Annotated in this window: 17 protein-coding genes; 9 read left to right on the top strand and 8 right to left on the bottom strand. The window is 67.9% G+C overall.

Annotated features, from left to right (window positions below; genetic code table 11):
• Positions 1-241 precede the first annotated feature (241 nt).
• Together ASE28_RS33280 and ASE28_RS28815 are read right to left on the bottom strand one after the other, a co-directional pair.
• Positions 242-1,720: DUF802 domain-containing protein (locus tag ASE28_RS33280; RefSeq protein WP_235516243.1), on the bottom strand; the 1,479-nt coding region annotated here is incomplete at its 3' end.
• Positions 1,717-2,493: a DUF3348 family protein gene (locus tag ASE28_RS28815; RefSeq protein WP_057269513.1), complete on the bottom strand. Its 777-nt coding sequence runs from the start codon at positions 2,491-2,493 to the stop codon at positions 1,717-1,719. The genes ASE28_RS33280 and ASE28_RS28815, both read right to left, overlap by 4 nt.
• Before the next feature lie 382 nt (positions 2,494-2,875).
• Between ASE28_RS28815 and ASE28_RS32395 the strand changes: the two genes are divergently transcribed.
• Positions 2,876-3,013 carry a hypothetical protein gene (locus tag ASE28_RS32395; RefSeq protein ID WP_157422172.1) on the top strand — a complete coding sequence of 46 codons (138 nt, stop codon included), beginning with the start codon at positions 2,876-2,878 and terminating at the stop codon, positions 3,011-3,013.
• Between the two features lie 24 nt (positions 3,014-3,037).
• On the opposite strand, the gene ASE28_RS28810 is transcribed toward ASE28_RS32395, so the two are convergent.
• The 5 genes from ASE28_RS28810 to ASE28_RS28790 form a co-directional block, all read right to left on the bottom strand.
• Positions 3,038-5,158: a TonB-dependent receptor gene (locus tag ASE28_RS28810; RefSeq protein ID WP_057269664.1), complete on the bottom strand. Its 2,121-nt coding sequence runs from the start codon at positions 5,156-5,158 to the stop codon at positions 3,038-3,040.
• A gap of 92 nt (positions 5,159-5,250) precedes the next feature.
• Positions 5,251-5,931 (bottom strand): hypothetical protein, encoded by a 681-nt coding sequence (locus ASE28_RS28805; RefSeq protein ID WP_057269512.1) that lies wholly within the window; start codon positions 5,929-5,931, stop codon positions 5,251-5,253.
• Positions 5,931-7,523 (bottom strand): substrate-binding domain-containing protein, encoded by a 1,593-nt coding sequence (locus ASE28_RS28800; RefSeq protein ID WP_235516242.1) that lies wholly within the window; start codon positions 7,521-7,523, stop codon positions 5,931-5,933. The genes ASE28_RS28805 and ASE28_RS28800 overlap by 1 nt, the downstream gene beginning before the upstream one ends.
• Positions 7,520-8,755 (bottom strand): toxic anion resistance protein, encoded by a 1,236-nt coding sequence (locus ASE28_RS28795; protein WP_057269511.1) that lies wholly within the window; start codon positions 8,753-8,755, stop codon positions 7,520-7,522. Before ASE28_RS28795 ends, ASE28_RS28800 begins: the two co-directional genes overlap by 4 nt.
• A gap of 10 nt (positions 8,756-8,765) precedes the next feature.
• Complete coding sequence (locus ASE28_RS28790; RefSeq protein WP_057269510.1) at positions 8,766-9,890, bottom strand: hypothetical protein; 1,125 nt, start codon at positions 9,888-9,890, stop codon at positions 8,766-8,768.
• Between the two features lie 241 nt (positions 9,891-10,131).
• Between ASE28_RS28790 and ASE28_RS28785 the strand changes: the two genes are divergently transcribed.
• The 7 genes from ASE28_RS28785 (at position 10,132) to ASE28_RS28755 (ending at position 16,228) form a co-directional block, all read left to right on the top strand.
• Complete coding sequence (locus tag ASE28_RS28785) at positions 10,132-12,462, top strand: EAL domain-containing protein (protein WP_057269509.1); 2,331 nt, start codon at positions 10,132-10,134, stop codon at positions 12,460-12,462.
• 93 nt (positions 12,463-12,555) lie between these two features.
• The gene (locus ASE28_RS28780) at positions 12,556-13,815 is read left to right on the top strand and encodes a SpoIIE family protein phosphatase (protein WP_057269508.1); all 1,260 of its coding nucleotides are present in this window, start codon (positions 12,556-12,558) and stop codon (positions 13,813-13,815) included.
• A gap of 8 nt (positions 13,816-13,823) precedes the next feature.
• Complete coding sequence (locus ASE28_RS28775) at positions 13,824-14,213, top strand: DUF1987 domain-containing protein (RefSeq protein ID WP_057269507.1); 390 nt, start codon at positions 13,824-13,826, stop codon at positions 14,211-14,213.
• Positions 14,214-14,222: 9 nt separating this feature from the next.
• Positions 14,223-14,948, top strand: a complete 726-nt coding sequence (locus tag ASE28_RS28770; RefSeq protein WP_057269506.1) for a GGDEF domain-containing protein — start codon at positions 14,223-14,225, stop codon at positions 14,946-14,948.
• A 98-nt stretch (positions 14,949-15,046) separates the two neighbouring features.
• Positions 15,047-15,352, top strand: coding sequence for a hypothetical protein (locus ASE28_RS28765; RefSeq protein ID WP_057205941.1), 306 nt, complete (start codon positions 15,047-15,049; stop codon positions 15,350-15,352).
• 23 nt (positions 15,353-15,375) lie between these two features.
• Positions 15,376-15,654: a hypothetical protein gene (locus ASE28_RS28760; RefSeq protein ID WP_057206232.1), complete on the top strand. Its 279-nt coding sequence runs from the start codon at positions 15,376-15,378 to the stop codon at positions 15,652-15,654.
• 106 nt (positions 15,655-15,760) lie between these two features.
• Positions 15,761-16,228 carry a hypothetical protein gene (locus ASE28_RS28755; RefSeq protein WP_057269505.1) on the top strand — a complete coding sequence of 156 codons (468 nt, stop codon included), beginning with the start codon at positions 15,761-15,763 and terminating at the stop codon, positions 16,226-16,228.
• A 28-nt stretch (positions 16,229-16,256) separates the two neighbouring features.
• Here ASE28_RS28755 and ASE28_RS28750 read toward each other — a convergent pair whose 3' ends face one another.
• Positions 16,257-17,276, bottom strand: a complete 1,020-nt coding sequence (locus ASE28_RS28750) for an AraC family transcriptional regulator (protein ID WP_057269504.1) — start codon at positions 17,274-17,276, stop codon at positions 16,257-16,259.
• Positions 17,277-17,469: 193 nt separating this feature from the next.
• Between ASE28_RS28750 and ASE28_RS28745 the strand changes: the two genes are divergently transcribed.
• Positions 17,470-19,176 carry a carboxylesterase/lipase family protein gene (locus tag ASE28_RS28745; protein WP_057269503.1) on the top strand — a complete coding sequence of 569 codons (1,707 nt, stop codon included), beginning with the start codon at positions 17,470-17,472 and terminating at the stop codon, positions 19,174-19,176.
• The last annotated feature ends 24 nt before the right edge of the window (positions 19,177-19,200 follow it).

The following is a 19,200-nucleotide window of genomic DNA, read 5'->3' as shown; positions in this document are numbered from 1 at the left end:
GAGGGTGCCGGCCATGCCTTCCATGGAGCGGTTCCAGCCCTCCAGGCGCTGCTGGTCGGCCTGGACCTGGGCCGTGTGGGATTGGGCGACCGTGTCCTGCAGCGATGCCAGCAGGGCGTTGGCGCGTTGCTCGAAGGACTGTGTGGCCGCCTGCAGTGCCCGGTCGAGCTGCTCGGTAGCACCCACCAGGGCCTGGCCTGCGGCGCGCTGCTGCTCCACTGTCTGGGCGCCGGCGCGTNNNGAGGGTGCCGGCCATGCCTTCCATGGAGCGGTTCCAGCCCTCCAGGCGCTGCTGGTCGGCCTGCGCCTGGGCGGTGTGCGATTGCGCCACGGTGTCCTGCAGCGAAACGAGCAGGGTGCCGGCCCGTTGGTCAAAGGCCTGGCTGGCGCTCTGCAGGGCCTGGTCGAGTTGCGTGGCGGCGCCGGCCATTGCCTGGCCCACTTCGCGTTGCAGTGCCGCGGCCTGGGCGCCTGCGCGCTGCCATTCGGCAGTGAGCGCGCTGGCCGTGCTCTCCATGGATCGGCTCCAGCCTTCCAGCCGCAACTGGTCGGCGGCGGCCTGGGCGGCGTGGGATTGGTCCACGGTTTCCTTGAGCGAACCCAGCAGCGCACCGGTGCGCTGCTGGAAGCCATGCGTCACGGATTGCAGCGCCCCATCGAGCTGCGCGACCAGATGGCCCTGGGTGTCTTTGTGGCTGTGCAGCGCGTCGGTCCAGGTGGCGGCGACCTGGCGGGCTGTGCCCTCCCACTGGGCGGACAGGGCTTGCATCTGCGCATCGGTGGCCTCGCGCAGGCGCTGGTGCGAGCGCTCGGCCTCCTGTGCCAGGGCGGTCATGGCCTGTTCGACCACGGGGCGGATGGTCTCGCCGGCCTGGCGGGCGCTGGTGGTCAGGTTCTCCTGCAGCGACGCGCCCACGGTGCTGGCCAGCGTGGTGTACGCACTGGCCGCATCGCGGTGAAAGCCCTGCTGCTGGGTGACCAATTGCTCGTTGAGCTGCCCATGGCGGCGCTCCAGGCCCTCCATCAGGCCCTGCAGGCGCTCGGCAATCAGTGGCATGGCCTGGGCCTGGGCCTGCAAGGCGGCAAACATCGCTTCGCGCCGGTGGGTCGCCGAGAAGGGCCGCAGCACGGTGGCGATGCGGGTGTCGAGCAGGCGCAGCACCTGAAGGCGCTCGCGGCGGGCGATGGCGGACATCAGGCCCAGCATGGCCGAGGTGGCGACGCCGGCCACCGAGGTGCCGAACGCCAGGCCCAGGCCCTTGATGGGCGCGGCCAGTGCCGCGCGGATGGCCTCCAGGTTGGACGATGCCTCCAGCGCGAACACGGCGCCATTGAAGGTGACCACCATGCCCAGAAAGGTGCCCAGCATGCCCAGCATGACCAAGAGGCCCACCAGGTAGGGGGTGAGGGCCGGACCGGGCAGGGCCACGCGCTCGCCTTCGATGCGCTGGCGCACGGGCGTGCGCAAGGCAGGGTGCAGGCGCTCCAGCCAGGCACCCAGGTCCGCCTGCGGCGGTGCCGGGTCGTCGGCCAGCGCCGCAGCCAGCGAGGTGCTCGCCGAGCGGAACTGCGTCAACTCATAGGCGCCCAGCAGGTACACCCCGGCGATCACCGCCGTCATCGCCAGCGCCAGCGGGCTGGTCCCCACGAACCCCCAGGCCACCCATCCCACCACCGCCAGGCCGGCTGCAAACACGCCGGCCATCACACTCTTGTTCATTCCTGAATACCCGTTCTTTTGGTCTCGTTGCGGGCTGCTTCCAGCAGCCCCGTGATCGGTTGCAGGCGCACTTGCATCTCTGCCAGCAGCAGGGCCTGCAGGTCCTGCTCGAAGCTGGCCAGCCAGCCGCCCGCCCGGCGCCAGCGCATCGGGTCATCGGCCTGGCCTGAATCCTGTAGCCGCGCCTGGTGGGCTTTGCGCAGTTGCACGAAGCGCCGCTCCAGGTGGCCGGGCAGCGAGGCCCACAGCCGCTGCTCGCGTGCGCCCAGCATCTGCTCCATCACCCCGTCCAGCGCTGCCAACTGCCTGAGCGTGGCCGAGCCCTTGAGCAGACCGGCCCGCACCTGGGCGCGCAGTGCCACCAAGCGCATGTCCATCTGCTTTTGCTGTTCCAGGTAGCGTGGCCCGTGGGCCGCGAAATCGGCCTGGGCCTGCGGGTCGGGCTGCTCGACGGGCGTGTTGTCTGCGCGCTCGCGCACGGGCCTGGCCGGTTTGGCGGGTGCCGTGGCCAGGCGCGTGAGATCCGCCTTGGCTTTCTGGAAGATCTCCTCCAGTGCCAGGACATCCAGGGCCAGGTCCTGCGGCACTGGCGCCTGCGCGGCATGGGTCTCTATGGAGCGCAGCGAGCCGTTGAGCTCGACCGCGTCCACCACGCTCAGCCATTGGCCGAGTTGCCCGGCCACATCGCTGCCCACCGACGCGCGCTGCGCCTGCGTCCATTGCGCAAGCAGGACGACGAGGCGTGAACTATCGAGTCGGTGGGGTAGGGGCATCCGGAAAAAACCAATCCACTGCGCCAAGCCTCCTTGGGAGGGCTGGCATCGGGGGCAGTCCCCGGTGGGCAAAACCGCGTATTTTCGTTCATATGGGCCAGCATCCTGAAAAGCGGGGCCCGGGCGTTGCAGGTGTTACATGCCCTGCTGGCCGAAAAATAGGCGCTGGCGGTGAATTTTTGACAAATAGATGGCAAGGCGATGTCTTTTTCTGCCATTTGTTGTCAAAATTCGCGAAACCATGGATGCGCGCAGAAGGGGTAATATTCCGGCGCCGGGGTGCAGTGGGCCAGTGCTGTATAAGCAATCAGTAATGCAATCCCCCAAATACTCTCCTGCGAATTCCTGCGGCTTTTGCGGTGCGACTAGCTACCGCCGCGTCGTGGCACGTGACACCCTTGGGGTTCTGCGCGCCACCGAGCGCCTGCTGTGCACGGGCTGCACGCGCGAGTTTCCCGATGTGAAGACCTGGCGCCAGGGGCGGCAGGATACGCCTGCGGGCTTTTCTCCTGCAGGGTAGGGGGCAGGGTCTTCGCGCTGGCGGTTACAGGAACTGGGCCCGGAGTCCGAGCATGAATCGCCGGCCGGCGGCGGGCTCGAAAAAGCGGCCATTGCCGTCGTTCACGATGAGCGAGCCGGCGTAGCGCCGGTCCATCAGGTTATCCAGGCGCGCCCAGGCCTGCCAGCGCGGGCTCTCGGTGGCTTTGCCGAAGGTGTACCCGGCGCGCAGGCCCACTACCGCAAAGCCGGGTGCGGCTTCGCTGTTCACATCGTTCGCAAACACCTTGCCGGATACATCCAGCGTGGCGCCCAGTTGCCAGGCGGCGCTGGGCGTGTAGTCCAGCGCCAATTGCGCCACATGGCGCGCGGTGCCGGGCAGGCGGTTGCCAGCCGCCACGCGGGCGCCCCCTGCGCCGGTGTAGGCATCGCCAAAGAACGCCTCCAGATAGGTGTAGGCGGCACGCGGCTTCCAGGCGCCGGCCTGCGCGCTCCACGCCAGCTCCAGCCCACGGCGGCGCACGTTGTCGGCGTTCTGAAAGATGGTGCGGCCGTTCACCGTGGCGGCGGGCACGATCTCGCTGCGGCTGCGGGCATCGAACCAGGCCGCCTGCAACTGGTGCCCCTGTGCCTGCCACTTCGCGCCGATCTCCATCTGCCGGCTGCGCGAGGCGCCCAGGCCGAAGTTGGGTCCGGTGTTGTCCCGGCTGTAAGCCATCTCGGCCAGGGTCGGGGTCTCGAAGCCCCGGCCCAGGTTGGCATACAGGTTGAGCTGGTCGCTGGCGCTCCACACCACGCCCAGCACCGGGCTGGTCTGGCGCCAGGTGCGGGCACCGCTGTCGTCGGGGTTGGTCGGGGTGATGAAGTGGTCGCTCACGCGCATGTCCACGCGACTGCTGCGCAGGCCGGCCACGGCACGCCAGGTGGGCGTGATCCATGCGTCCACCTGCGCGAACAGGTCGGTATTGCCCGCTCGGTCGCGCTCGTTGCGGCGCAGGGCGCCGGGCTCGCCGTTCTGGTTGACCAGCCCCTGGCGCTGCTCGGCCAGCCGATCCGCGTCCACACCCAGGGTCCAGGTGAGCGGCAGGCCCGACGGCATCTTCGCGCTGTGCGTCCAGGCCAGCCCCAGGCCGTGGTAGTCGCGGTCAAGGTCGACCACGCCGCCGGCGCTGTTCTCGGCTGCGCCGCTGAACGCGAGGTACTGGGTGAGCGAGCGCTTGCCCCCATAGGCGCGTGCGCGCACGCTGTCGGCCGCGCCCAGTTGCCGCTCCAGCACCAGGCCCCACTGGTTCTGCGCCACTGATTTGCGCGTGCCGAAGGTGCCGGCCACCTCGGGTGCCTGGCGCGGATTGGCGTTGAACTGCGCGCGGGTCAGGCCCAGTGGGTCCTGAGCACCGGGCTGGTCGTAGAGGTTGATCAGGGCGGTGATCTTCGTGTCCGCATCGGGGCGCGCCACCAGCTTGCCGTTGAGGTGGGTGCGCCGCGCGGCGCTGTGCGCGCGCCAGCCGTCGGTCTCGAAACGCGATACGTCCAGCAAGCCCCCCAGCGTGCGGTCGCCGAAGTCGAACGACACATCCGCCAGGCGCTGGCCGAACGAGCCTGCCGCGATGGAAGCCTGCGCTGCGCCGCCCTCGCGCGGCTCGCGCGTGGTCACCTGCAGCACGCCGCCAGCCGCATTGCCATAGAGCTGGGCCAGCGGGCCGCGCAGCACATCCACCTGCGCGGCGGACTGCAATTGCGCCGTGGCCGCCTGGCCCTGGCCGTCGGGCATGGTGGCGGGGATGCCGTCCACCAGGATGCGCACGCCGCGCACGCCGAAGGTGGAGCGGGCGCCGAAGCCGCGCACCGCGATCTGCAGGTCCTGCGCGTAGTTCTGCCGGTCCAGTGCCACCACGCCGGCCTGGCCTGCCAGCAGCTCCGACAGGTTGACCAGTGGCGTGGGCGCGGTGAAGCCATCGACCTGCACGCTGGTATGGCTGGCCGCGCTGTCAAAGCGCCGCTGGGCCTGGGCGCTGCCCTGCACTTCGACGGGGGCCAGGGTGCCGCCTTCGCTGGCCTGCGCCATGGCTGCGCAAGGTGCCAGGCTGGCCAGCGCCGCGAATGCCGTGGAGAGCGCCTGTGCGCGGCGGTTGGCAGGAAGGCGGGGGTGGGCGAGGGCAGGGGGCATGGGCGGCATGGAGGGAGTGGCGCGGCCAGCGTAGCGCAGGATGCCTGCGCGGCCTGTCAGCCAATGTCCTTTTGACCGCTCCGATCCAGCTATCAGGCCATGCCCGCCAGGAAGTCCGGCTGCTGGAACTTCATCTCCAGGAACTTGCCGTTGGCCAGCAGGGCATGCGCATCGGCCCCTGCGACGTTGGCCACGATCTCGCGCATCTTGCCGTCGAGCAGGGCCAACTGGTCGGCCAGGATCTGGCGCGCGGTCTTGCCGTCCGTGAGCACATGGGTGGTGCGAAACGCGGGCGGCAGGGCCACGTAGTTGGCCAGTGTCTCGGGCAGGTAGCGCAGCACCGTCTCGCGCACGGTGAACAGGTTGGCGTCGTGGTGGCTGCGCTCGCCGAGCAGCCGCGGCAGCACCTCGGCAATGGAGGTGCGCACGCTGCGCAGGTGGCCGTTCATGTCGGACGTGAGGTGCGGCGCAACGCCTGCGGCCAGGGTGTCAAGCCGGGCCAGCGTCTCTTCGATGGTGAGCGTGTCCTCGATGCGGCGCTCGATCAGGGGCGCCTGGCGGCCGGCCCAACCCAGCAGCCAGCCTCCCGCATAGAGCCCGGCGGTAATGATCAGCCAGCCCGGGCCGATGACGCCCGCGAACAGCAGCACCGGCCCGAGCAGCGCCAGCGCGCAGCCGGCGATGTTGCCGTTGCTGTACAGGGTGAGCAGCAGCCGCAGCTTGAGCGGGCGGCGGCCCTGCCCGGCCTTGCCGGTGGAGGAAACGGTTGGCATCACTGGTAACCCCGGATCTCCTTGAAGACGAGCGCCAGCGCCGCCTTGCGCCCGTCGAACACGCGCCCGCCCGTGAGCTGGGCCAGGGCCCCCATGTCTGCATTGCTGGCTTCGCCGAACAGGATGGGGAAGACGCGCGTTGCCTGCCCGCTGCCGGCCATGCGGTTGCGGAAGGCGTCGAGGTTCGGGCCATCGGTGTTCACGCCGTCGGTGAGCAGCACGATGCTCACGTAGCGCTCGGGGTCGCTGGCGCGCTCTTTGGCGGCCAGAGCCTGGGCCTGCAGCAGGGCTGCATAGATGCCGGTGCCACCCGAGGCGCTCAACGCATCGGCATAGGCGGTGACCTGGGCCTGGCTGCCCGCCAGCGAGGCGCGCTCGAAGTTGACCCGCACCGGATCGCCCACGGTGTCGGAGAATGACAGCAGCACCACCCGCTCGCGGCTTTGAAAGCGCGCGTAGCGCGCGCTGGCCGTGCTCGCCTGCCCCCCGGCCAGCACCTTCAGGGCCTCGCGCATGGCGTCGATGCGCGGGCCCTGCATTGATCCGCTGGTGTCCAGCACGAATATCGATGTGGCGGGCCGGCGCCATTCGCCCTGGTAGGCCGAGAGCACTGCGTCGATCACTTCCAGCCGGTTGGGAAAGCTCAGCTCCGCCACCGCATCGCTGGGCAGGCTGGCGGGCAGGGCGATGTCCGGCGCAGTGGGGCGCAGGAAGGCATCGGCAGCCAGTTGGCGCTGCAGCGCAGGCCCCTTGAGGGCGGCCACCAGGCGGTCATAGGCCCCGCGCTGCTCGGGGCGCAGCAGCATCAGCGGGTAGTCGGCGGAGATCACGCCGTCCTTGGGGTAGACGAGGGCGAGCCTGTCTACTGCGGCCAGCTTCTCGTTGGTGCGCAGGATCACGGCCTCGTAGTTGACCATGCCGTCCAGCGCCGAGGGGTCCTTCAAGAAGGCCTCGGCCAACCAGCCCGAGCTGCCGGCCGTGAGCTTCTGGCCCGACAGGAAGGCGGTCAGCACCTGGGTGTTGACCTCGGCGATGTCCAGGTCCTCGGTCTTGCCGGCCACGGCCGAGGCCACGGCGAACAGCGCGCTCATGCCGGTGTTGGAGCTCGTCGGGTTGGTCATGGCGTAGCGCAGGCGCCCGGCGCCTGCGGCTTTGGCGATGTCGGCCCAGGTTGGGGCCTGCCTGTCCCAGCCCAGCGCGGCGGCCTTGGCCGTCTTGACGCCCAGAGCCACGCGCGAGTAAAAGAGCTTTTCGCGCGCCAGCGGTTTGGCCGCAAGGGCCAGGGCCGGGTAGGCGCCGTTGGGCGGCAGGATGGCGTCGAACTGCTCTCCGGCGTTGATGCGCTCCACGATGTCCAGCGTGCCTGCGTAGGACAGCTGCAGGCGCACGTTGGCGTCGGCTGCCGCCTTGAGCAGCGCGGGTTCGATGTCCTTGATCTCCGAGCCAGCGAGCACACTGAACGTCGCCTGCTGCCCTGTGGCCGGGCTTGCCGGTGCGGCCTCTTCGCGCTGGCCACAGGCGACCAGGGCCATGCACAGCGCCAGGCCGGTGGCTCTCGCCAACTGCCGCCAGGCGCGGCGCAGGCTGCTCACAGCCGGACCTCGGTGCTGGCGCTGGCCGCCTCGGCCGTGCCGCGTGCACGTTCCAGGTAGGCGCGCGATTTGTCGATTTCGCTGGTCAGCGTGTTCACCGTGGTCTGCATCGAGTCCAGCGCCTTGAGCTTGAAGTCGGCGATCGTGTCCATGGTCTGGTAGATGTTCTGGAAGGCCTGCTGCAGCTTGGCGATGTCGATGGTGCCCGAGGCCGCCTGCTGGTGGATGGCCGCGCTCTGGTCGCGCAGCATCTCGCTGGTGGATGCGATCAGGTTGCCGGTGGTGGTGTTGAGTGCGCTGATCTGGTCGAGCACCAGCTTCTGGTTGGCCAGGGCCTGGGCCACGATCACCGCCGTGCGCAGCGCCGAGATGGTGGTCGTGGTCGCGCGGTCCACGCCCTTCATCAGCTCCAGGTTGTTCTTGCGGATCATGTCCAGTGCCAGGTAGCCCTGGATGTTCACGCTCATCTGCGTGAGCAGGTCGGTGACCTTCTGGCGCGTGTAGAACAGCATCTCCTCGCGCACCACGCGGGCCTTCTCGGGGTCTGCGGCGTCCAGCGAGTAGGCCTTGGCCTGCAGCTCGGTGTCGAGCTTCTTGCCGATGTGGATGTACTTTTCGAGCCGCTCCATCAGCGACCACAGGTTCTGCTTTTCCTGGTCGATGGCGGCGTTGTCGCGCATCAGCTCGTCCTTGCCGCGCTTGAGGGTCTCGATGATCGCGTTCAGATGCGCCTGCGAGGACTGGTAACGGTCGAAGTACGCCACCAGCTTGCTGCCCATGGGGATGATGCCGAGCAGCTTGCGCACCGAGAAAAGGTCGCCCTGGCGCGAGGGGTCGAGCTCCTCGATCTGGTGGCGCAGGTCGATCAGGCCCTGGCCGATCTCCGTGCCCTTGCCGAACAGGCCGTTCTGCATGGACTGCACGGGCCGCTCCAGCATGCGGTTGGACACGCTGGCCGAGGCCTCGATGTCCTTGTTGCCCATGGAATGGATGCGCTCCACGGCTTCCTTGAACTTGGGGTGCTGGCTGTCGTTCACCGTGATGTCGTCGATGAACCGGCGCACCTGGGTGTCCAGGGCCTGCACGTCCTCGGGTTTCAGGCGCACGCGCCCGCTGGCCGATTCGATGGGCACGGCCGCGACCGGCGCAGGGGGCTCCAGCACGAAGGCCTGCGCTGCTGCGGTTGCGGTGGGCGGTTGCAGGGGATCGGGCCTGGAGATGGTGTCGGTCATGAGGCAGTCCTTACTTGAAGCGGGTTTCGATGGCCTCGATCATTCGCTCCAGCCACTCATGGCTGGGCGGATCAATCACGTCGACGAGCACCTCGGGCACCGCGATGCCGCGCTGGGCCCAGGTTTCGGGTCCGCGCGTATCGCCACCGGTGCGAAAGCCATACTCATTGGCCAGTGTGCGCAGGGCGGGGTCGTTCTCCAGCGCCTCGCCCACACGCGCGCCGGCGGGCGTGTAGGGCACCAGCACGTGTTTGGAAAATACCGTCGGCCTGGGGTACATGAGCACCATGTCGCTCTTGATCTTGTTCGGGTGCTTGAGCCAGAACTCCACCATCTGCGACTCGTAGGCCATGAGCAGCGGTGCCTTGCCCATGCCCAGCGCCAGGTAGTCCTCGAACGGTCCGGACGAGGACTGTTCCTGGAAACCCTGGCGCAGGAACAGCGGCGCCACCGTGGGCAGCACCCGCTCCACATCGGCCTGGCTCTGCACGATCTGCTGGTTGTTGGCCAGGTAGCTGGCCAGCGCCAGGTACATGGCGGCGCTGTTGGAGGTGCGCACATCGGTGGAGCTGATCAGCAGCGACTTGTTGGTCGAGAACGCCTGGCTGCCCTTGAGGTCACGCCAGCGCTTGCCCTTCTCGATCAAGTCCATCAGGGCCGGCAGGTCCACCAGGTGATAGATGTCGCCCTGGCGCTCGGCGATGCCGTTGGCCACCAGGATGTCGGCGATGGGGCGCCAACTGGCCAGCACCATGGGGGTGTAGAAGGGCGTGAATACCGCGCTGGCCTTGGCCTGTGCCTTGAGCTGGGCGGCGGCGGGTGCACCGGAGGGAAAGCCGAAGTCGTAGGCCTTGGCGTCGTAGCGTCCGGCAATGGCGCGCGAGCCGGCTTTCTCGATCACCACGGTGATGCCGCGCGCGGCCAGGGCCTGCTGCACGCGCGGGTCGGCAAAGAAGGCCTCCTTCTCCGAGCCGATAAGGCCGCGCGCCTGGACCTGCCGGGCCTGCTCGATGCGGGCAGCCTCCTGGGCATTGCGTTCGCCGGTCACGCTGGTGTTGGAGAACCAGATACCCCCCGCGACACCGGCCAGCAACAGGGCGGCGAGGAGCGGGGCGACGAACTTGCGGATTTCCACCGGTGGATGCCTCTTGGATCGTGTTGTTTGTGACAACGATGCTAGGGAGGATTTGTGACGGTTTGATTGCAGTGATGTGGCGGGCGCAGGCCCTGGGGCGTGCGAACTGGGCGTGCCAGGGTGCAAGAACTGCGTGAAAACACCGGGCTTTGCCGCATTGCTGTCACATTGGCCTGCGAAGGTGGGTAGGTCCGCCGTGTGACCTGGCAACTTGCAGGTTGCTCCTTCCTGCAAGCCCCGTATGCCTTCGCAACCCTTTCCCGCAACCTCCCATTCCCTGGCGTTCGACGACAAGCGCGGCCTAGCGGGCGCACTGCTGTGGATGCTGGTCGCCGAGGCCTCGCAGGCCTATGCGTTTGGCAGCCTGGACATGAGCCTCATCTGGCCGGCCGATGGCATTGCCATCGGGCTGGTGCTGGCGTATGGGCTGCGCATGCTGTGGTACCTGGGGGCAGCGGTGGCCTTGTGGCATGCGCTGCATGGCATCCCCGTGATGCAATCGCTGATCGGCGTGGTGGCCCTGGTGGCCGCTGTGTCGCTGGTGTGGTGGCTGGTGCAGCGTGACCGGCGCAGCGAGGCCGAGCGCAACCCGGTCGCTACAGCCATCCGCTTCCACGCGCTGACCGTGCTGCCAGGGGCGGCGGTCCTCACGGCGTTGGGCAGCTGGCAGTTTTTGCTCACGCCGGGCGAGCAGCCGGGCGGTGTCCTGCGCGTGGCGGGGGTCATGGGCATGTCCGAGGTGTTCGGCATCCTGCTGTTCTGCCGGCTGACCGAGCTGGCCGCCCATGCCCTGGATGGCGGCTGGAGAGCAGGCCCGCTGCATTGGGCCCGCTGGCAGACCTTCTGTTTGGCTGGGCTGGTGGCAGTGATGTCGCTTGCGCACTGGGGCCCTTCCCTGGCAGGCATGGGCGTGGGCCCGTCGGCGCGCTACATCGTCTTTCTGCTGGTGGCCTGGGCAGCCTACCGTGGCAGCCCCTTGTTCGTGCACCTGACCACGGCGCTCTCGGCACTGACCCTGCTGGCCTTCGCGCCGCCTTTGGTGGCCGGCCAAAGCCCCTACCTGGCGGTGCTGGACCAGGCCGTGCTCATGGTCTGCCTGGCAGCGCTCAGTTTCTTTGCCTCGGCGACGATGGAGCATCGCCGGCAGATGGAGCGCAGCCTGCACGAGGCCGCCAGCAACGATGGCCTGACGGGATTTCTCAACGAGCGCGGCCTGCTCAAGGCCCTCCAGGCAGCGGGGCCGGGTCCCCTGTACCTGATTGGCATCAGCCTGCACAACCTGGAGCATGTGGTGGGCCTGATCGGCCTGGGCCGCACGCGCGAGATCGAGCAGGACATGTCGATCTATCTGCGCAACCAGTGGGGCCGCAGCTGCATCTACGCGCGGCCACGCGATGGGTTCTTCGTGGTGGCCGTGCCTTTGGCAGGGGGGGATGTGGACGCGCGGCTGCTGCAGCTGCGCGCCGCGCTCGACGGGCGCCGCTATGTCTTTGCCGAGCACAGTGTGCGCATCCAGGCCGCGCTCGGGCTGCTGCCGCTGGACGAGGGGCAGGCCCTGGGCGACGACATCCTGGCGGCACTGATGCTGCTGTGCGAGGTGGACGGCGATCCCGCATTGAGCGAGCGCCATGCGCACGGCGGTGACCTGGCGCCGGGCCACCTGATGCGCATCCGCCGAGGGCAGCTTTCGCAGGTCGAGGCGCTCAAGGACGCGCTGCGCCTGCCGGCTGGCAACCCCGAGACCAGTGGCCTGTGGCTGGCCTGCCAGCCCATCCGCTCGGCGCACGGCGACCACGATGGCGACCTGGGGGTCGAGGTGCTGCTGCGCTGGGCGTCGGGCAATGGATCGAACCACCTGCCTGGGGAGTTCCTGCCTCTGGCCGAACGCTATGGGCTCATGCCCCAGGTGGACCGGTGGGTCATCACGCAGGTGTTCGCGGCCCTCGTGGCCCATGGCATCACCCACAGGGACCTGGGCAAGGTGGCCATCAACCTGTCGGGCTCGTCGGTGTCGGACCCGCGGCTGCTGGCCCACATCGACCAGTGCCTGGCCACCAGCGGGCTCGACCCCGCAATGTTCTGCTTCGAGGTCACGGAGACCGCCGGCATCGTGCAGCGCAGCCGCGCGGTGGACCTGCTGGCCAGCCTGCGCGCCATGGGGGCGCGCACCTCGCTCGATGATTTCGGCACGGGCCTCGCCACCTTCGACTACCTCAAGTCGCTGCCGCTCGATTTCGTGAAGATCGACGGCAGCTTCGTGCGCGACGTACTCTCCTCGCGGGTCGATCAGCGCATCGTGCTGGCCATCTGCGACGTGGCCCGGACCATGGGGCTCACGACCATTGCCGAGTTTGTCGAGACGCCAGCCCAGTGCTCGCTGCTGGCGGCCTACGGCGTGGACTATGTGCAGGGCTTTGGCATTGCCAGGCCCATGCCGCTGACACAGTACCTGCAGCAACTGGTGCGCCGCGATCCGCGCTCCGCCACGCCGGTGGCGCCGGCTCGTGCCTTGGCCGGCCGATGGCAGGCAGGGCATGGCCGCCTGGTGCCGCGCATGGCGCCAGGTGAATGACATGGCGCCCAGGCCAGGGATTTTTGTCACGCAATCGCAATATGCGACTTGTAAGCTCTGGTGTCATTCCCTGCCGCATGGGTCACCCTCTTCATGTCCGAACTCCCCGCCTATCTGCACGACTGCCGCCCGCGTTTTCGCCAGCCCAGCGCTGGAGACATGTGCACCGAGGTGCCCTTTATGGCGGTGGAAGAGACCAATGAAAAGGTCATGGAGATCTTCAGCGAACACAAGGACCTGATCAGCCTGCCGGTCGTGGAGGGCGGGCGCCCCATTGGCCTGATCAACCGCGACATCTTCATGTCCGAGATGAGCAAGCCCTACCGCTGGGAAATCTACGGGCGCAAGAACTGCATCGCCTTCATGGACAAGGCGCCGCTGATCGTCGACGCCGAGATGGGCATCGAGGAGCTGACATTCAAGACCGTGGAATACGGCGAGAAGGCGCTGTCGGACGGCTTCATCGTCGCCCGCGAAGGCGCTTTCGTCGGCGTGGGCCATGGCCTGCAGCTGATGCGCGTGGTGGCCGAACTGCAGGCCGCGCGCAACCGCCAGGTGATGCACAGCATCGAGTACGCCAGCGTGATCCAGCGTTCCATGCTGCGTGCATCGCGCGATGCCCTGGTGCAGGCACAGGCCGATGCCGACCTGGTGTGGGAGCCGCGCGACGTGGTGGGCGGCGACTTCTACCAGTTCACTGCCATGCCCGACGGCTGGTTCGCCATGGTGGCCGACTGCACCGGCCACGGCGTGCCGGGCGCCTTCATGACGCTGATCGCATCGAGCACCCTGGGCAAGGCCATCGAGCAGTACGGGCCGCGCGATCCGGCGCAACTGCTCTCCAGCGTCAACCGCAGCATCAAGCAGATGCTCGGCCAGATGGACGGCCAGGACGACACACCGGGATCCGACGACGGCATGGACGCCGCTTGCTTCTGGTACCAGCCTGCCACGCGCGAGCTGCGTTTTGCCGGCGCGAACCTTTCGCTCTTCGTGCTGGCCCCCGGTGCGCAAGCGGTGCAGGTGGTGGCTGGCGAGCGCAAGGGCGTGGGCTACGTGGACAGTGACTTCGACCACACCTGGACCAACCAGAAGGTGGCCCTGGCGCCTGGCAGCCTGGTGTTCGTGACTACCGATGGCCTGATCGACCAGGTGGGTGGCCCCAAGGCCATCACTTTCGGCAAGCGCCGCATCCAGGAGGTGATCGTCGCCCAGCGCGAGCAGACCCCCGCGCAACTGAATGCCGCCATGCAGCAGGCGCTGCAGGATTGGCAAGGCAGCCACCAGCGCCGCGATGACCTGACATTCTTCTGTTTTCGGGCCCAGGTTCACACCCCCGGCCCCACACCCTGAAATCCCGGATGGACAACCTCTACATACCCCCCACACCCAGCTCGCCGGAAGTGGACTTCAAGTTCGACGAGAACACGCTCAGCCTGCGCGGCGAGTCGTACCCCGAGAATGCCGCCGCGTTCTATGGCGACATCCTGCGCCAGCTGCAGGCTTACCTGGGCGCCCGCAGCGACCAGAAGATCCAGGTCAGCATTGCCCTGGCGTACTTCAACAGCTCCAGCACCAAGATGCTGTTCAACCTGGTCGGCCTGCTCAGCGATGCCGCCGAGGCGGGTAACCAGGTGGTGCTCAACTGGTTCCACGATGAAGAGGACGACACGATCTTCGAATTCGGCCAGGAGCTCAAGGACGACTTCACGGCCATCCAGTTCGTCAACCACGCCGTGAAATCGGCGTGACGGGTTTCGATGTCCGACGCACCTGACCTGTTCGACGCCGAAAGCCGTGCCTTGCTCGCGGCCCGCCTGGCCTTCGACGACGCAGCCGGCTCCCCGGGGCTGCACCGCCATGCCCTGGGCGAACTCCTGACCTCCTACGAGCGCCTGCTGCGCGAAACGCGCCGCATGGTGCGGCGCAGCGACCGCGCCGAGCTGGAGATGAACCAGCTCAACCAGCGCCTGCAGGACCTCACCGGTCAACTGGAGTACCGCGCCACGCACGACCCGCTCACCGGCGTGCTCAACCGTGCGGCCATCATCGAGCGCTCCAACCGCTACCTGGCCAGCGACAGCCTGGCGCTGATCGTGCTCGACATCGACCATTTCAAGCGCGTCAACGATTCGTTCGGCCATCCGGTGGGCGACACGGTGATCTGCGGCGTGGTGGATTGCCTCAAGGGCGTGGCACCCTCCATCGCCCAGATCGGGCGCGTGGGCGGGGAGGAGTTCACGGCGTTGCTGCCCGGTCTCTCGCTCGAGTCTGCCGGCCACGCCGCCGAAGGCATGCGCCGGGCGATTGCGGCCCATGATTTCCAGCTGCCGGACGGCAGCCGTGTGACCGCCAGCTTTGGCGTGAGCTGGCAGGAGCGCGGCAGCAGCTTCGACGCGGCCTACGGCAGCGCCGACGAGGCCCTGTACCAGGCCAAGCGGGCCGGGCGCAACCAGGTGGCCCGCGCTGCCATGGCCGTGGCCTGAGGCACTGCGCGTGGTGCATTGCCGCCACACCGGCCCGCCATGGGTGCATTTGTCTTTGAAATACTGTATATTTTTACAGTATCTAGAAGGAGCCACCCATGGACACCATCGAAACCACCTACAGCGTCGCCCTGCGCGACTACCCTGAACTGCCGGCCAAGGAGCGCACAGCTGCCGAGGCCCGCTACCTGCGTGTGCTGGAGCGCAAGCTGGGCGGCCCCGACGTGGTGGCCGATGCGCTGCGTGCCGTGATGCAACTGGAAGAGTCTGACGGCAATGATGTCAGCGCCGAGGACCTGGCCATGGCCGGCCAGTGGACGAAGGCGGCCAATGCCGCCCGCGAGGCCGGCTACCAGGGCCTGGGCGAGGTCGATGGCGCGTACTTCGAAGTGCGCCTGGCCTGATGCCGGGCGCAGAGATCGCTGGCATGACGCTCGATCAATGGGCCATCGCAGTGCTCGGCGCCGTTGCCGTGTGGCTGTCCCAGTCCGCCCATGAGCCTGCGCGCCGCCTGGCCTGCCTGGCCGGGCTGATGGCGCAGCCATTTGCCTTCTACATCGCCTGGCAGGCCCAGCACTGGGGTGTGCTGGCGCTGGCGGTGGTCTTCACCCTGGCCTGGCTGCGGGGCCTGTGGGTGCACTGGCTGGTACCGCGCCGCCAGGTGGGGCTGGCCACCATCCAGATGGTGCCGGGGCGCAAAGCCTGAAGCCCGACTCTCTTGCGCCGGCCCATGGCCGCCTTTGCGATGGTCTTAATTTTCTTGACCGCAGCCTCCCCACCTGCCACGGTCGGTGATCTACCGGAGATTGCCTATGTTCACAGAGAAGATGCCTTCCAACAGCCAGACAGCTTTGCGCAGGGCGCGCGACTGCCATGAAATCCGGCAGGCGTATACCGCGTTTCTTGCCTCGCTCAAGCAGGCCAGCGGCTTGCCCGATGTGGGCTTCTTCGTGGCCGATGTGGGGCAGGACGTGGTGATCACCACGCCCTCGGGTGAATCGTCGCCTTACCTGCTGATCTGCAGCGATGGTGCCGAGGCGGTGTGGGGCCGGGTCTTGTTTCTCACGCTCAATCCTCTTACCGGAACCCGGTTGCCCATCTTTGCGGTGCGCCTGCGCCCCGACGCGGTGGTGCTCAACGACGAGGGCACGCGGGAGTGGGAGGCCAGCTTCAAGGAGGGTGATCCGTTCAACCAGATCGAGATCAAGCAATTGGTCTATGAGCTGATGTATGGTCAGATCGCGTTCAACAGCAAGGGGCTGATTCCGGAAGGCGCCTGAGCGCTGGGGTGCGTTCCGGGTGCAGCTGTCAGACCCCCTGTTGCAGCAGTGCCCGGTATTGCCCGGGCGGCATGCCGAACCAGCGCTTGCAGGCGCGGAACATGTTGCTCTGGTCGGCAAAACCCAGCAGGTCGGCCACTTCGGTCAGGTTGCGGCGCGGGTCGGCCAGGTACTGGCGTGCGAGTTCGCAGCGCGTGTCGTCCAGCAGTTGCTGGTAGGTGGCCGATTCGGCCTGCAGCCGGCGCTGCAGGGTGCGGTCGGTCATGTTCAGGCGCGCGGCGATGTCGTCGCGGCGCGGCTCGCCCTTGTGCAGGATGCGCGCCACCTCAGCGCGCACGCGCGTGCTCGCCAGCGAGTGGCCCAGGTGATCAAGCTCGGTCTCCACCAGCCGCTCGTGCATGGCCCACAGGCTCGGGTTGTGCGTGGGGATGTCGGCCAGCATGTCGGCCTCGGCCAGCAGGATGCGGCTGGCCTGCTGCGCGAAGCGGGGCAGCAGGCCGAAGGCTTTTTCGTAGCGTGCCTCGCTGCAAGGCGCCGGCTGCGGCGTGGTCAGTTCCACGGCGATGGGCTTGAGCTCGCGGCGCGTGAGCCAGCCGCACAGCGTGAACAGGGTGAGCAGCGCGTATTCGACCCGCTGGCGCGGAACCGGGCGCGTACCGCCGATGTGCGCGATGGAGAACCAGTAGCCGCGCGCTTCGCGCTCCAGCTCGAACGCGGTGCAGTCGGATATCACCGCCATGTGGCGCGTGAGGTGCTGAAAGCCGACCATGAGGTTCGGGCCCGATGCAAGCGCGTAGCCCACCACGTCCACGTTGCCATAGCGCGCGGTGAGCTGGGGGCAAAGCCCCAGGTCCAGCTTGCCGGAGCGCGCCACGGCCAGCTCCCACAGCTGGCTGATCCGGTCCACATCCACGCGCGCATGGGGCTGCTGCAGCGCCGCCAGGTCGATGCCGGCCTCGCTGCACAGCTCGGCCACGGGCAGGCCCTCGGCGGCCATCATGTCGGTGGTGCCGCGCACCCAGGCGGCGGAACTTGTGCGGGGGGTCATCGGGTTGCGATCGAGGTCACGGTGGGCTCAGGGTTTACGCGAGGTGGGAGCTGAAGTCAGTGTTTTGGCAAGGTTGCGATAGTAGCGAAAGGCCTGCTCCTTTCCACAATCGGCGTCGAGGTTGTGCCCTGGCGTCACGTTACTGTACACAGAGGCCCGACCCGTTTTGAGAAAACCCCAAAGGAGACAAGACATGGTCGATGTGCGCTGGCGTATGCAATGCCTGGGAGCAGTCCTTTCCGTGCTGGCGGTGGCCGGCTGTGGCGGTGGTTCGGGCACTGCGCCCGAGATGCGTGAGACCGCGTACGGCTCAGTGCGCGGCGTGGATGCCAGCGCCACCACGGGCACCTATTCGTGGAAGGGCATCCCCTTTGCCCGGCCCCCCGTTGGCGAGCTGCGCTGGCAGCCCCCCGTGGCGCCTGTGGCCTGGAGCGGCGAGCGCGATGCCACGCGCTTTGGCAATGCCTGCCTGCAGATGGGGCGCCTGTATGGCCCCGGGGCCAACAACCGCTTTGACGACAGCATCGGCCAGACCCTGGGCACGCCCGTGGGCAACGAGGACTGCCTGACGCTGAACATCTGGCGCCCTGCGACCACGCAGGACAACCTGCCCGTGCTGCTGTTCCTGCACGGCGGCAGCGCCATCTCGGGCTACACGGCCGACCCGGTCTATGACGGGGCGGCTCTGGCCCGCTCGGCCAACGCGGTGGTGGTCACGGCCAACTACCGGCTCGACGTGCTGGGCTTCTTCCAGATGCCGCAGCTGCATACCGGTACGCAGGCCTATACCGGCAACTACGCGCTGCTCGACAACGTGCAGGCCCTGTCGTTCATCCAGCGCAATATCGGCAACTTTGGCGGCAATGCGGGCAACGTCACGCTGATGGGGCAGTCGGCCGGTGCCGGCAACGTGCTGGCGCTGCTCACCTCGCCCCAGGCGGCGGGCCTGTTCCACAAGGCCCTGCCGATCAGCGGTGGCACCTCGCTGGCGAGCCAGTTGCCTGCAGGCTCCATCCCCACGCTCAACCCTGCCTCCAAATACGCGGGCCAGTCGGCTGCGCTGCTGGCGGCCCTGGCGCTGGCCGATGGCCTGGCGCCCGATGCTGCAGCTGCGGCGGCGCTGGTGGCTGGCTGGACACCTGCACAGACCGCCAGCTACCTGCGTGGCAAGGACGGCCGCGTGGTGCTGCAGACGGTGCTGAAAAGCGGGCTCACGGGCTCGGGCCCCATCCCCGATGGCGTGGTGCTGCCGGTGGATCCGATCGCAGAGATGGCGGCCGGACGCTACCACAAGGTGCCAGTGCTCTCGGGCTACACGGCCGACGAGGCCAAGCTCTTTGCCCCGTTCCTCGCCCTCCTGGGCGGCAAGCCGGGCATGAAGATCAGCGACGCCGAGCGCTTCGCGATGACGCAGGCCTTCAACCCCGATGCGCCCACCATGCTCACGGTGGCGGACATCGTCGATGCCTCCTACCTGCCGGTCACAGCCCCTGCCACGGGCTACAACGCGCGCATGAAGCTGCTGGGCAGCGTATTCATCGAGCCGAGCCGCGACAGCCTGCTCAATACCCTGCGCACGCAGCAGACCAACGTCTGGAGCTACCAGTTCAACTGGGCCCAGCAGCCCGCGCCCTGGAACGATGTGTACGGCGCAGCCCACGGCTTCGATCTGCCCTTCGTGTTCGGCAACTTCGGCCCCTCGCTGCTGGCCAAAGCGGCCAACAGCACGGCCAACCAGCCGGGCCGGCTGGCGCTCTCGGGCGTGATGATGGACAGCGTGCGTGCCTTTGTGCACACCGGCAACCCCAACCATGCGGGCCTGGGCCAGGAGTGGCAGCCCTGGCCGCGCAAGTTCATCTTCGACGCCGACCAGAAGGCCACGCGCCTGAGCCTCCAGTAAGCCAGGATCCTGATGCCCCTTTTA

Origin of the sequence: Acidovorax sp. Root219 (assembly GCF_001428665.1) — a bacterium.
Lineage (GTDB): Bacteria > Pseudomonadota > Gammaproteobacteria > Burkholderiales > Burkholderiaceae_C > Acidovorax.
The sequence above is the reverse complement of the archived record's forward strand: the minus strand, read 5'-3'. Positions and strand labels throughout refer to the sequence as shown.